Source organism: Massilia sp. NBRC 108631 (assembly GCF_059704565.1).
The window spans coordinates 49929-63094 of record NZ_BAAKJE010000133.1 but is presented as its reverse complement, the minus strand read 5'-3'; the positions used below and the strand labels follow the sequence as shown (position 1 = coordinate 63094).

The window sequence follows — 13166 nt, the reverse complement described above, 5'->3', positions numbered from 1 at the left end:
TTGTTCCTTGTGATGCAGCTTCTCTGAAGCTGGATTACGCTTGCGCGTTGCTTCCCATCAGCTCGTCGAAGGCAACAGCTTTCGACGTGGTTTTCGACAGGCCCAGAACGAAGTTAACGACGTTTTCTTCCAATACAAGGGCTTCGACTTCAGCCAGGCGGCGACGGTCGCTGTAGTAGTACTTCAGCACTTCGCGCGGGTCTTCGTAGCTTTGGGCGAAGTCTTCCACTTGCGCCTTGACCTGCTCAGGCAGCGCTTGCAGCTTGTTTTCGTTGACCAGCTGCGACAGGATCAGGCCCAGGCGCACGCGGCGCTCGGCCTTGTCGGCGAACAGTTCCGGTGGGAACGGCACGTCCTTGACGTTCATGCCGCGCTGCGCCATGTCCTGGCGGGTCATTTCAGCCAGGCGCTCGGTGTCCTGGGCGATCAGGGCTTGCGGCACGTCCAGGGTGGCGGTCTTGACCAGCGCATCCATCACGGCTTCCTTGTTGCGTGCTTTCACACGGCCGGTCACTTCGCGTTCCAGGTTGACCTTGATGTCTTCGCGCATTTTGGCCAGGTCGCCGTCGGCGACGCCCAGCGATTTGGCAAATTCAGCGTCGACTTCCGGCAGGTGCGCCCATTCCAGCTTTTTCAGCGTGATGGTGAACTGGGCGGTCTTGCCGGCCACGTCCTTGCCATGGTAGTCCTCTGGGAAAGCCAGGTCGAAGGTCTTGGCTTCGCCCACTTTCAGGCCCACGGTGGCGGCTTCGAACTCCGGCAGCATGCGGCCTTCGCCCAGCACGAATGCGTAGTCTTCAGCTTTGCCGCCGGGGAACTCAACGCCGTCGATCGAGCCGACGAAGTCCACGGTCACGCGGTCGCCGTTGGCGGCGATCGGCGCGCCGCCGTCGCCGTGTTCACCGGCTTCACCCTTGGTGTGGAAGTGCACCCGCTGCTTGCGCAGGATTTCGATGGTCTTGTCGATTTCCGCGTCCGACACGTCGGCTTTCACGGTTTCGATTTCAACGGTGGACAGGTCGCCGATGACGACTTCCGGATACACTTCGAACGTTGCGTCGAAGGTCAGCTGGCCTTCTGGTGCGTCGTTCTTTGGTTCGATGCGCGGATAGCCAGCTACGCGCAGTTCGGCGGCGTTGGCGGCGTCATTGAAGGCGCGGCCGACTTTATCGTTCAGCACTTCGGTCTCGATCTGATAACCGTATTGTGCCGCGACCATTTTCATGGGCACTTTGCCAGGACGGAAGCCTGGTGCCTTAGCCGATTTGGCTTGCACTTTCAGGCGCTTCTCAACTTCCGAGCGGACTTCGCTCAGGGGGAAGGAGATCGTGATACGACGTTCGAGTTTGCCCAGGGTTTCGACTGCAGTTGCCATGTAAAAATCGTCCAAAAAATATAAAGAATACTGTGGTGCGAGGAGGGGGACTCGAACCCCCACACCATTGCTGGCGTCAGGACCTAAACCTGGTGCGTCTACCAATTTCGCCATCCTCGCGGCGTATTTGTACAAAAGCAAAGGGCGGCCCGTTTTCAATTGAGGTCCATTGAAAACGGCTCGCCCTTACCCCGCCGCAGCAGGGGCTTTCAACTTCAACGCGGTATTTTACTGTTTTTTTCAGAGTACGGAAGGGTTTTTTAACCTAAACACAACGTTATAAGTGTAATGCCTTGATTCCTCTGCAATTTCAGCTTCCCGCGTCAGGTTTGCACCGGCTTTTTGACCCTGAACCAGGCCGCGTACAGGGCCGGCAGGAACAGCAACGTCAGTGCCGTGGCCAATATCAGGCCACCCATGATGGCTACCGCCATCGGCCCCCAGAATACCGAGCGCGACAACGGTATCATCGCCAGCGCGGCGGCGGCCGCCGTCAGGATGATGGGGCGGCAGCGCCGCACCGCCGACTCCACGATGGCGTCCCACGGCGCCGCCCCGCCCTTGATGTCCTGTTCGATCTGGTCGACCAGGATCACCGAATTGCGGATGATCATGCCGAACAGCGCGATGATGCCCAGGTTGGCCACGAAGCCCAGCGGACGGCCCAGCAGCAGCAAGGCCGCAGCCGCGCCGGCCACGCCCAGCGGCCCGGTGAGGAACACCAGCAGCGCGCGCGAGAAGCTGTGCAGCTGCAGCATCAGCAAGGTGAAGATGATGAAGATCGCCAGCGGCAGGTTGGCCGAGATCGACGCTTCCGCCTCGCTGCTGTCGGACGCGGCGCCCTTGACGTCGATGCGGTAGCCGGCCGGCAGGTTCTTGCGCAGCTCGTCCAGCTTGGGGTCGATCTGGCCGGTGACGGTCGGGCCCTGGATGCCCTCGGCCACATCCGACTGCACCGTGATGGCCCACTCGCGTCCTTCGCGCCACACCACGCCCGGCTCCCACACGAAATGCACGCGCGCCAGCTGGCCGATGGTGACGGACCTGCCGTTGGCGGTCGGGATATTGGTGTCGTTCAGGCGCGAGATGGTGTTGCGCTCCTCGAGCGGCTGGCGCACCTGGATGTCGATCAGCTTGATGCCGTCCCTGAACTGGCCCACCGTGGTGCCGGACAGGATGGTGTTCGCCGCGCGCATCACCGTTTGCGATGTGACGCCCAGCGCGCGCATCTTGTCCTGGTCCAGGTCCATGCGCAGCACTTTCACGGATTCGTTCCAGTTGTCGTTGACGCCCAGCGTGTTCGGATTGGCGCGCATGATGTCCTTCACCTGGTCGGCGATGATGCGCACCTTCTCCACTTCGCCGCCGATCACGCGGAACTGCACCGGATACGGCACCGGCGGACCGTTCGGCAACAGCTTGACGCGGCCGCGCACCTCGGGGAAGTCCTCCTTGAATACCTTGGTGATCTTCTGGCGCAGCGCTTCGCGGGTTTTCAGGTCTTTCGGCAGCACCACGAACTGCGACACGTTCGTCTGCGGGAAAATCTGGTCCAGCGGCAGGTAGAAGCGCGGGCTGCCGGTGCCCACATAGCTGGTAACGCTGACTACGCCCTCCTGTTTTTGCATGAACGCTTCGAACTTCTTCACCTGCTTCTCGTTGGCGGCGAACGAAGTCCCTTCCGGCATCCAGATTTCCACCATCAGTTCGGGGCGGCTCGAATCCGGGAAGAACTGCTTTTCGATAAATCCGAAGCCATACACGCCGAGGAAGAAGATGGCCAGCGTGGCGCCGATGGTGGTCTTGCGCCACTCCACGCACCAGTTCACCACCGAGCGGAACTTGCGGTAGCCGGGCGTATCGAACAGCTCGTGGTGCCCGTCGCTGTGCGGCTGCACCCTCAGCAGCAAGTAGCCGATGTAGGGCGTGAAGATCACCGCCACGAACCACGAAATGATCAGCGCCAGCGCGTTCACCGAGAACAGCGTGAAGGTGTATTCGCCGGCCGCCGATTTGGCCAGGCCGATCGGCAGGAAGCCGGCCACCGTGATCAGCGTGCCGGTCAGCATCGGCAGCGCGGTGGAGGTGTAGGCGAAGGTGGCGGCGTCGAAGCGCGAGAAGCCCTCCTCCATTTTGCGCACCATCATTTCCACCGCGATGATGGCGTCGTCGACCAGCAAGCCGAGGGCGATGATCAGCGCGCCCAGCGAAATCTTGTGCAGGTCGATCGACAGCATGCGCATGAACAGGAAGGTCACCGCCAGCACCAGCGGAATGGTCAGCGCCACCACCAGGCCGGGACGCGCGTCCAGGCGGAACTTGGGCTTGGTATGCATGCCGAGCGCCACGAAGCTCACCGCCAGCACAATCAGCACCGCCTCGATCAGCGTGTTGACGAATTCGCCCACCGAGGCCTTCACGGCGCTCGGCTGGTTCGAGACGCGCTCGAGCTCGATACCGACCGGCAGCTTGGCCTTCATTTCGGCCACGGCCTTCTCCATGCTCTCGCCCATCTTGATAATGTTGCCGCCCTTCTGCATCGACACGCCCAGGCCGATCACTTCCTTGCCGTTGAAGCGCATCTTCTCCAGCGGCGGATCCTCGTACTCGCGCTTGATGGTGGCGAAGTCGCCCAGGCGGAAGGTGGTGCCGTTGGCGCGCAGCTCCAGCTCCTCCAGGTCCTTGACGGTCTTCAGGGCGCCGGTCACGCGCACCTGCAGGTTGTCGGTCGGCGTCACCAGCACGCCGGTGGACTCCACGTTGTTCTGCGTGGCGATCTGGTTGACGATGGCCTCGAACGGGATGCCCAGCTGGGCAAACTTCTTGTGCGAGAACTCGATATTGATCTTCTCGTCCTGCACGCCGAACAGCTCGACCTTGGACACCTGCGACACGCCCAGCAGCTGCTGGCGCGCGAAGTCCGCGTAGTCCTTCATTTCGGCGTAGGTGAAGCCGTCGCCCGACAGCGCGAAAATGGAACCGTAGGTGTCGCCGAATTCGTCGTTGAAGAACGGGCCCTGCACGCCTTGCGGCAAGGTGCCCTTGATGTCGCCGATCTTCTTGCGCACCTGGTACCAGGACTCGGCCGTCTCGCCTGGCGGCGCCGACTCGCGCAGCTCGACCAGGATCAGCGTTTCGCCCGGCTTGGAATAGCTGCTGATCTCATTGACATGCGGCGTTTCCTGCAGCTTCTTTTCCAGCTTGTCCGTGACCTGCTCGGCCATCTGCAGCGCGGTGGCGCCCGGCCAGAAGGCCCGCACCACCATCACGCGGAAGGTAAAGGGAGGGTCTTCATCCTGTCCCAGGTTGGCGTAGGCCAGCATGCCGCCCAGCAGCAGCACCGCCATCAGGTAGCGCGTCAGCGGAATGTGTTCCAGCGCCCAGCGTGAGAGGTTGAAGCCGTCCTTCATTTGGCGGCTCCGGCAGGGGCTTGGGCTGCGGCCGGCTTGGCCAGTTCCTCGCCGAGGATCTTGACCTTCTGGCCCGGCTTCAGCACGTTTACGCCCGCCGTGACGATGGTCTGGCCGGGCTTGACGCCCGACGCCAGCACGATATCGTTGCCGGCCACGCCGCCGGGCGTCACCGGCACCAGCTTGACTGCGCCGTTTTCAACCACCCACACCGAGGTGGTGGCTTTTTCATAATGCAGCGCCGTCAGCGGCACCTTGATTTGCGGCTGCGCGGTCCTGGAGGCGAACTCCACCACCGCCGTCATGCCCAGCCTGGCTTCGGCCAGGCTCTCGGGTATGGTCACCTTGACCGTATAAGTACGGGTGGCCGGGTCGGCCGCCGGCGAAATCTCGCGGATCTTGCCGGGCACCGCATGCTGCGGGTTGGCCCACAGCCGCACGCGCACGTCCGAAATGGACTTCAGCGCATCGACCTTGTCCTCCGGGATGCCGATGACGACTTCCTTGTCGCCGTCCTTGGCCACGCGCACCACCGGCGTGCCGGCCGCCACCACCTGGCCCGCTTCGGCGTCGACCGCCGTCACCACGCCGTCGATGTCGGCCACCAGCGCCGAATAGCCGGCCTGGTTGGACTGCGAACGGTACGCCGCCTGGGCCGCGTCCACATTCGCCTGGGCTGCCTTGTAGGCCGAGTCCTTGCTGTCCAGGATAGTCTGGGCGACGAAGTTCTGCGCCTTCAGGTCCTGGTAACGCTTCAGTTCCGCCTTGGCGAAGTCGCGCGAGGTTTCCGCCGCCCGCAGCGAGGCCAGCGCCTGCGCCTGCGACAGTTTCAGGTCCTGCGGGTCCAGCTGCATCAGCTGCTGCCCCTTCTTCACCACCGAGCCCACGTCCACGCTGCGCTTGACGATCTTGCCCGGCACGCGGAAGCCCAGGCGCGACTCGACGCGCGCCCGCACCTCGCCGGAGAACTCGGCGTCCACGCCGATCTCGCTGCTTTGCAGCACAATCGCGCGCACCGGGCGGATATCTTCGGTCTTCTCGGCTTTCTTGCCGCAGCCGGCCAACAGCACGGCTGCAGCGGCGGCGCCGCAGAGTGTGGCGGCGAAGGCGGGGGAAGGACGCGGTTTTTTCAGGGAGTACACATTAATTCCTTTACTATGCGGGCTGCTTTGGATTGCGGCGATAGCACTTTGCCACTATGATGGTTCCGGCCAGAAAGTAAATGACTTTCCGTTAATTAAAAATTATAAGCCGTGACACACTCTTTGCAAATGACTTTTGCGTCATTTACTTGAATACCCCTATATGTCTGTAGACCATTACGAGAATTTCCCTGTCGCTTCCGTCCTCATGCCGCGCCGCCTGGTGCCGGCGGTGGAAGCCATTTACGCCTTTGCCCGCAGCGCCGACGACCTGGCCGACGAGGGCGACGCCACGCCCGAGCAGCGCCTGGCCGCCCTCGCCGCCTATGAGCAGGCGCTGGACCGCATTGCCGCCGGCGGGGAGGCGCAATCCGGCCTGGACCCGATGTTCCTGCGCCTGGCCGGCGTCATCGCGCAATACGACTTGCCGCTGCAGCCCTTCCGCGACCTGCTGTCCGCCTTCAAACAGGACGTGACGGTCACGCGCTACGCCAGCTACGGCGCGCTGCTGGACTACTGCGCGCGCTCGGCCAACCCGGTTGGCCTGCTGATGCTGTCGCTGTACGGCCAGGCCGACGAACAAAACGTGCGCGACTCCGACGCCATTTGTTCAGCATTACAGATTATCAATTTTTTACAAGACGTGGCGATCGATCTGCAGAAGGAGCGCATCTACCTGCCGATGGAAGACCTGGCGCGCTTTGCCGTGTCCCCGGCGGCGCTGGACCATCCGGGCGGCACGGCCAAGTGGCGCACCCTGATGAAGTTCGAGGTGGCCCGCGCGCGCGCGCTGATGCTGAGCGGCGCGCCGCTGGCGGTGCGCCTGCGCGGGCGCATCGGCCTTGAGCTGCGCATGGTGGTGCAAGGCGGCCTGCGCATCCTGGAGTCGATCGAGGAAGTCGAGTACGACGTCTTCCGCCGCCGCCCGAAACTGACCCGCAAGGACTGGATGAAGGTGATCTGGCGCGGCCTGCGGATGAAAGCGCGGATGAAACGCGCCATGAAAAGCCCCTCCGGCGCGGCGCTTCCCTTAGAATAGCGGCTTCGATCGCCTCACCCTTGCTTTTTTGACCATGTCACCAGACGAATACTGCCAGCAAAAAGCCGCCGCCAGCGGGTCCAGTTTCTACTACAGCTTCCTGTTCCTGCCGCAGGAGCGGCGCCGCGCCATCATGGCCTTGTACGCGTTCTGCCGGGAAGTGGACGACACCGTGGACGAATGCACCGACGAATCGGTGGCGCGCGTGAAGCTGGCGTGGTGGCGCAAGGAGATCTCCGGCATGTACGAAGGCAAGCAGACGCACCCGGTGACCCAGGCGCTGCAGCCGCACCTGGCCAGCTATCAGCTGAAGCAGGAACACATGCAGGCCATCATCGACGGCATGGAGATGGACCTGAACCAGACCCGCTACCTGGACTATGTGGGCATGTCCAAATACTGCTGGCACGTGGCCAGCGTGGTGGGCATCCTGTCGGCCAGCATATTTGGCGTGAGCAATCCGCAAACCTTGCAATTCGCCGAGAAGCTGGGCCACGCTTTCCAGCTGACCAACATCATCCGCGACGTGGGCGAAGATGCGCGCAAAGGCCGCATCTACCTGCCGGTCAATGAGCTGCAGCAGTTCAATGTGACCGCCGCCGACCTGCTGAACGCGCGCCACAGCGAGAACTTCGAGAACCTGATGAAGTTCCAGATCGCCCGCGCGCACAAGGCTTACGACGAAGCGTTCGCGCTGCTGCCGAAGGAAGACCGCCGCGCGCAGCGTCCCGGCCTGATGATGGCGGCCATCTACCGCACCTTGCTGACCGAGATCGAGAACGACGGCTACCACGTGCTGACCCAGCGCATCTCGCTGACGCCGATCCGCAAGCTGTGGCTGGCGTGGAAAACCTACATCCGTGGCTGACGCAAAATGACACGGGGGACTGCGCGCACCGTTGCCGTGGTCGGCGCCGGCTGGGCCGGCTGCGCGGCGGCGCTGGAGCTGGCGCGCGCCGGCTGCACGGTAACGCTGCTGGAGGCGGCCCGCACGCTGGGCGGACGCGCGCGGCGCGTGGAGATGGACGGCCGCCAGCTCGATAACGGCCAGCACATCATGCTGGGCGCCTATGCCGAATCGCTGCGGGTGATGAAGCTGGCGGGCGTGGACCTGCCTGCCGCGATGCTGTCGCTGCCGCTGCAGATGCGCTACGCGCCGGGCGCCGGCGGCATGGACTTCCTGGCTCCGCGCCTGCCCGCGCCGCTGCACCTGCTGGGCGCGCTGCTGCGCGCGAAGGGCCTGGCGCGCGAAGACAAGCTGTCGCTGGCGCGCTTCTCGACCACCGCGCGCTGGATGGACTGGCAACTCAACACCGATTGCAGCGTCGATGAACTGCTGCAGCGCTTCGACCAGACGCCGCGCCTGATCCAGCTGATGTGGCGCCCGCTGTGCCTGGCCGCGCTGAACACGCCGACCGACCGCGCCTCGGCCCAGGTATTCCTGAACGTGCTGCGCGACAGCCTGGGCGCGCGCCGCAAGGCATCCGACATGCTGATCCCGCGCGCCGACCTGACCGCCCTGTTCCCCGACGCCGCGGCCGCCTGCGTGGCCCGCCGCGGCGGCACGGTGCACGCCGGCGCCAAGGTAACCGCCCTGGCGCAATTGCCCGATGGCCGCTGGCGACTTTGCGCCACCGGCGCCGGCCTTGCACAGCTTGCCGGCCCGGCTGCGGCAAGCGGCGCGGCCTCCCCCTGGAGCGCCGAATTCGATGCCGTCATCCTGGCCCTGGGCGCGCCGGGCACCGCCGCCATGCTGCGCGGGCTCGCGCCGCTGCAGGCACTGGCGACGCAGCTGGAAGCGTTTACACCCGAGGCCATCACCACCTGCTACCTGCAATACGATGGGAACGTGCGGCTCGGCATCCCCTTCTACGCGCTGCTGGACAATCCAGACCATGGCCACTGGGGCCAGTTCGTGTTCGACCGTGGCCAGCTCGATGCGGCGCAGGCGGGCATGCTCGCCGTGGTCATCAGCGCGTCCGGCAAGGCCGCAGGACTGGGACAGGCCGCGCTGGCCGCCGCCATCGCCGCGCAGCTGGCCGCCGTGCTGCGCCGCCCGGAGCTGGCGCAGCCTTCCTGGAGCCGCGTCGTCACGGAAAAGCGCGCCACCTACGCCTGCACTCCCGCCCTCGCCCGTCCGGCCAACGCCACCGGCCTGCCCGGACTACTGCTGGCAGGCGACTACACTGCGGGCGATGACGCGGCCGCCAACTACCCCGCCACGCTGGAAAGCGCCGTGCGCAGCGGTGTGGCGGCAGTCAAAATATTGCTTAAAAACAAATAACCGCCCCAGCATGGCTCAGCTGCAAACCATCCCCGGCTATCCCCGTCATACGTCGTCTGCCCCGTCATTTATGCATCCTGTCGCACACCGGTGGTCTGTACAAGTTCGTTTGCGTACAGTCGCATCATCGGTAGTGAATCAATATGGACCTAAGGACGGAGCAGCAAATGACACTCGGACTGACTTTGAAAACCCTGGCAGTGCTGGCCATCGTGGCCGCCAGCACGGTTGCCATCGTGCTGAGCGAACACTTCAGCGCGGCAGTTTCCCTGTCGCAACACGTATCGTTTTAACCGCGGGAGTTCTGGATGGATAAGCAGGCTTACCTGGACGCGCTGCAAAAAGCCCTGGCGGGACTGCCGCCGGACACGGTCGCCAAGACCCTGGCCTACTATGAGCAGCGTTTCGTCGACGGCGTAATGGCCGGGCGCACCGAGCAGGAAATCGCCGCCGACCTGGGCGAACCGCGCAAGATCGCCATGACGCTGCGCGCCAACGTCCACCTGTCCGCCTTTGAACAAAAGAAAACCCCGGTCAACGCCGCCCGCATGGCCGTGTCGGTGGCCGGACTGGCCATCTTCAACCTGTTCATGGTGGTGCCGGCCATGGTGTACGCCGCGCTGCTGGCCACCATCTACGTGTGCGCCTTCAGCTTCTACCTGAGCGGCATCGTGATCACCGCCAGCGGCCTGTCGGGCACCAACGAACTGGTACTGGATGGCCCGCTGCGCGAATTCATCCACTTCGACGGCCGCGACGGCGAAGGCCACCGCACCCAGACCAAGATCGCCATCGACCACCAGGGCATCCAGATCTACCAGGAACCGATGGACGGCTACGACGCCGCGCCGGACGCCGGCCAGGCCGATGCGGACAACGCCGACGGCGACGACAGCAACAGCCGCTCCGGCAAGATCATCGAGAAAGCCGAGCGCATGGCCACCAGCGCGGTGCACATCTCGACCGACCTGGACGGCGAATCGCGCACCACGCAGTCGGTGCTGGGCATGACGCTGGTGATAGTCGGCATCCTGCTCAGTTTGCTCAGCCTGGTGGTGACCAAGTACACCATCGTCGGCATCAAGCGCTATATCCAGATGAATTCCTCGCTGTTGCGGGGCCGCTAAGGCGGACAGGAGCACACCATGAAAGCCTTACTCAAAGTCGGAATCAGTATGCTGTTGCTGGCATTCGTGCTGATCGCCGTCTCCTACAGCATGCTGCGCGCACACGGCGCCACCAATCCGTCCAGTGCGCAAGGCCGGGCGCCGGCCAGCGAGACGCGCGATATCAGCCACGGCATCACCTCCGTCGAACTGAGCGGCCCGATCGACCTGACCCTGCGCCAGGGCGACAAGCCATCCCTCAAGGTGCGCGGCGAACAGCGCCTGCTGGGCAACGTGGAAACCGAACAGGAAGGCAACACACTGCACATCGGCACCAAGGGCATGCTGTTCCACCACCGCCGGCCGTTGCAGGTGGAGCTGGTACTGCCTTCGCTGTCCGAGCTGGAAATCCACGGCAGCGGCGACAGCACGGTCAACGGCTTCAGCGGAGAAAAGCTGTCGGTGCAAGTGCACGGGCCGGGCAACCTGAACTTCAACGGCCGCTTCAAGAAAGTCGACGCGGGCCTGCACGGCAGCGGCGACCTGACGCTGAACACCGGCGCCAGCGACGTGGTGACGCTGGAGATGGTCGGCTCCGGCCAGATCCGCAGCAGCGGCAGCTGCAAGAGCCTGAACGCCGAATTGACCGGCTCGGGCGACCTGGATGCGCAGCACCTGGCGTCGGACCAGGTGGTGGTGAACCTGAAAGGCTCGGGCACCACCAACGTGTTCGCCCGCAAATCGGTGGAGCTGACCCTGAACGGCAGCGGCGACATCCGCGTGTTCGGCAACCCCGACAACCGCAATGTGAGCCGCACCGGTTCCGGCGAGGTTAGCTGGGATCATTGAGCCGGGCCGCGGCTGATACGCGCTGCGCCTCCCCCCGCGCCCCGCGCGTGGCAGCTGTCGCAGGGCGGCTTAGCTCCGCAGGGGCGCCACCGGCCGCAGCCAGCGCAGCACATCCTCACCCGCCGCCTGGCCGCTGGCCAGGCAGGCCGTCAGCAGATAGCCTCCGGTGGGCGCTTCCCAGTCCAGCATCTCCCCGGCCACGAACACACCCGGCTTCGCCTTCAGCATCATCCCCTCCATGGCTTCAAAGCGCACTCCGCCGGCGGTGCTGATCGCCTCGTCAATCGGGCGCGGCGCGCGCAAGCGCACCGGCAGCATCTTCAGCGCCCGCGCCAGCTGCGCCGGGTCGGCATACTGTTCCGCGCTGGCGCACTCGCGCAGCAAGCCTGCCTTCACGCCCTTGATGCCCAAACGGCTCTGCAAGTGACTGGCCATGGAGCGCGAGCCGCGCGGGCGGCTGAGCTCATCCAGCACCCTGGCCGCGTCCAGGTCCGGCAGCAGATCCAGGTGGATCAGCGCACTGCCATCGGCAGCGATCTGGTCGCGCAAGGCGGCCGACAGCGCGTAAATCAAGCTGCCCTCGACGCCGGTGGCGGTGACGACGAACTGGCCCTGCTTGCGGAACAGCTGCCCGTCCGCCCCGGTCGAGGTGATGGCCACCGTGGTCAGCGGCTCCCCCGCGTGCCTGGCACTGAAATGCGCGCTCCAGTGCACGTCGAAGCCGCAGTTGGCCGGAAGCAGCGGCGCCACTTGCACGCCCCGTTGCTCCAGCACCGGCACCCAGGCGCCGTCCGAGCCCAGCCGCGCCCAGCTGGCGCCGCCCAGCGCCAGGATGGTGGCGTCGGCCGCAACGGCCAGTTCGCCGTCCGGCGTGGCCAGCAACAACGCGCCATCCTCGTCCCAGCCTGTCCAGCGGTGGCGCTGGTGGAAATGCACGCCCAGCTCGCGCAAGCGGTGAAGCCAGGCGCGCAGCAGCGGCGCGGCCTTCATCTCGGTGGGGAACACGCGGCCGGAGGTGCCGACAAAGGTCTCGATGCCCAGGCCATGCACCCAGTCGCGCACGTGCTGCGGCCCGAAGGCGTCCAGCATGGCCTGCAGGATGGCGGCACGCTTGCCGTAGCGGGTGACGAAGGTCTGGTACGGCTCGGCGTGGGTGATGTTCATGCCGCCGCGCCCGGCCAGCAGGAACTTGCGGCCCACCGAGGGCATGGCGTCGTAGACGTCGATCTGCAGCGGACGGGCGGGGTCGGCACGCTGCGCCAGCGTTTGCGCCGCCATCAGGCCGGCCGGGCCGCCGCCAATGACGGCGACGCGAAATACATGATTGTTCTGAGACTGCATGGGGGAATCCCGGGTGAAATATTGAGGCAATCCGGCATTCTAGGGCATACTGGCACGCATCTACCACATCCACCAACTCGAGGGGCAGTCATGGGTGCAGCATTCTGGATCAAGCGCTATTTGCTGGCGGCGGTGCCGCTGTTCGCCATACTGGCCGGTGTGGAATACGTGAAGGGCACGCCAACCCAGGCCGACATCCTGAGCGCCGGCGTGTGGGCCGCCGTGGCGGCCGCCATTTTCGTCGGCACGCAGTACCGGCGCTACCGCAAGAATCAGGAGTGCGCGCCCTGCGACGCGGTGGGCAAGCCCACCAAGGCGAACAAGCCCAACACACGGTCCTGATTCGTCCCGGCCTCAGCCGCCGGTAACCGGCGGGAAGAACGCCACTTCGGCGCCCTCTTTGACCACCGTCTCCGGCTGGCACATCACCTGGTTGCAGGCCATGCGCAAGGCGCGGCCTTCACCCAGGGCTTGCGCCCAGGCGCCGCCACGCGCCACCAGCAGCGCGCGGATGGCCGCCACCGTGTCCACACCGGCGGGCAGTTCAAGCATTTCGGTGGAGGTGCCCACCGCTTCGCGCACGCTGGCGAAGAATTTCAGAGTAACGTTCATCTCAACTA

At 64.8% G+C, this 13166-nt stretch carries 12 protein-coding genes and 1 tRNA gene; 7 read left to right on the top strand and 6 right to left on the bottom strand.

Annotated features, from left to right (window positions below; genetic code table 11):
- Positions 1-34: 34 nt before the first annotated feature.
- The 4 genes from tig to AC6H42_RS14945 all read right to left on the bottom strand — a co-directional run bounded on the left by tig (position 35) and on the right by AC6H42_RS14945 (position 5927).
- Positions 35-1375: a trigger factor gene (tig, locus tag AC6H42_RS14960; RefSeq protein WP_057156788.1), complete on the bottom strand. Its 1341-nt coding sequence runs from the start codon at positions 1373-1375 to the stop codon at positions 35-37.
- A 33-nt stretch (positions 1376-1408) separates the two neighbouring features.
- Positions 1409-1495 (bottom strand) — tRNA-Leu (locus AC6H42_RS14955).
- A gap of 203 nt (positions 1496-1698) precedes the next feature.
- Positions 1699-4785, bottom strand: coding sequence for an efflux RND transporter permease subunit (locus tag AC6H42_RS14950; RefSeq protein WP_497548390.1), 3087 nt, complete (start codon positions 4783-4785; stop codon positions 1699-1701).
- Positions 4782-5927: an efflux RND transporter periplasmic adaptor subunit gene (locus tag AC6H42_RS14945; protein ID WP_497548389.1), complete on the bottom strand. Its 1146-nt coding sequence runs from the start codon at positions 5925-5927 to the stop codon at positions 4782-4784. Before AC6H42_RS14945 ends, AC6H42_RS14950 begins: the two co-directional genes overlap by 4 nt.
- 163 nt (positions 5928-6090) lie before the next feature.
- On the opposite strand from AC6H42_RS14945, the gene hpnC reads away from it, so the two are divergent.
- From hpnC to AC6H42_RS14915, 6 genes are all read left to right on the top strand, one after another.
- Positions 6091-6966 (top strand): squalene synthase HpnC, encoded by an 876-nt coding sequence (gene hpnC, locus AC6H42_RS14940; protein WP_057156652.1) that lies wholly within the window; start codon positions 6091-6093, stop codon positions 6964-6966.
- A 34-nt stretch (positions 6967-7000) separates the two neighbouring features.
- On the top strand, positions 7001-7834 hold the full coding sequence (gene hpnD, locus AC6H42_RS14935) for a presqualene diphosphate synthase HpnD (protein ID WP_057156790.1): 834 nt from the start codon (positions 7001-7003) through the stop codon (positions 7832-7834).
- A 6-nt stretch (positions 7835-7840) separates the two neighbouring features.
- Positions 7841-9250 (top strand): hydroxysqualene dehydroxylase HpnE, encoded by a 1410-nt coding sequence (gene hpnE, locus AC6H42_RS14930; protein WP_497548388.1) that lies wholly within the window; start codon positions 7841-7843, stop codon positions 9248-9250.
- Between the two features lie 167 nt (positions 9251-9417).
- A complete protein-coding gene (locus AC6H42_RS14925) occupies positions 9418-9543 on the top strand; it encodes a hypothetical protein (RefSeq protein ID WP_267877831.1) in 126 nt (41 codons plus the stop codon).
- 15 nt (positions 9544-9558) lie between these two features.
- Positions 9559-10377, top strand: a complete 819-nt coding sequence (locus AC6H42_RS14920) for a DUF1700 domain-containing protein (protein ID WP_057156654.1) — start codon at positions 9559-9561, stop codon at positions 10375-10377.
- 18 nt (positions 10378-10395) lie between these two features.
- On the top strand, positions 10396-11205 hold the full coding sequence (locus AC6H42_RS14915; protein ID WP_057156655.1) for a head GIN domain-containing protein: 810 nt from the start codon (positions 10396-10398) through the stop codon (positions 11203-11205).
- Positions 11206-11274: 69 nt separating this feature from the next.
- Here the strand turns inward: AC6H42_RS14915 and AC6H42_RS14910 are convergent, their stop codons facing one another.
- On the bottom strand, positions 11275-12546 hold the full coding sequence (locus tag AC6H42_RS14910) for a TIGR03862 family flavoprotein (protein WP_497548387.1): 1272 nt from the start codon (positions 12544-12546) through the stop codon (positions 11275-11277).
- A gap of 90 nt (positions 12547-12636) precedes the next feature.
- On the opposite strand from AC6H42_RS14910, the gene AC6H42_RS14905 reads away from it, so the two are divergent.
- Positions 12637-12888 carry a hypothetical protein gene (locus AC6H42_RS14905; RefSeq protein ID WP_057156657.1) on the top strand — a complete coding sequence of 84 codons (252 nt, stop codon included), beginning with the start codon at positions 12637-12639 and terminating at the stop codon, positions 12886-12888.
- Between the two features lie 12 nt (positions 12889-12900).
- On the opposite strand, the gene moaD is transcribed toward AC6H42_RS14905, so the two are convergent.
- A complete protein-coding gene (moaD, locus tag AC6H42_RS14900; protein ID WP_497548386.1) occupies positions 12901-13158 on the bottom strand; it encodes a molybdopterin converting factor subunit 1 in 258 nt (85 codons plus the stop codon).
- Between the last annotated feature and the right edge of the window lie 8 nt (positions 13159-13166).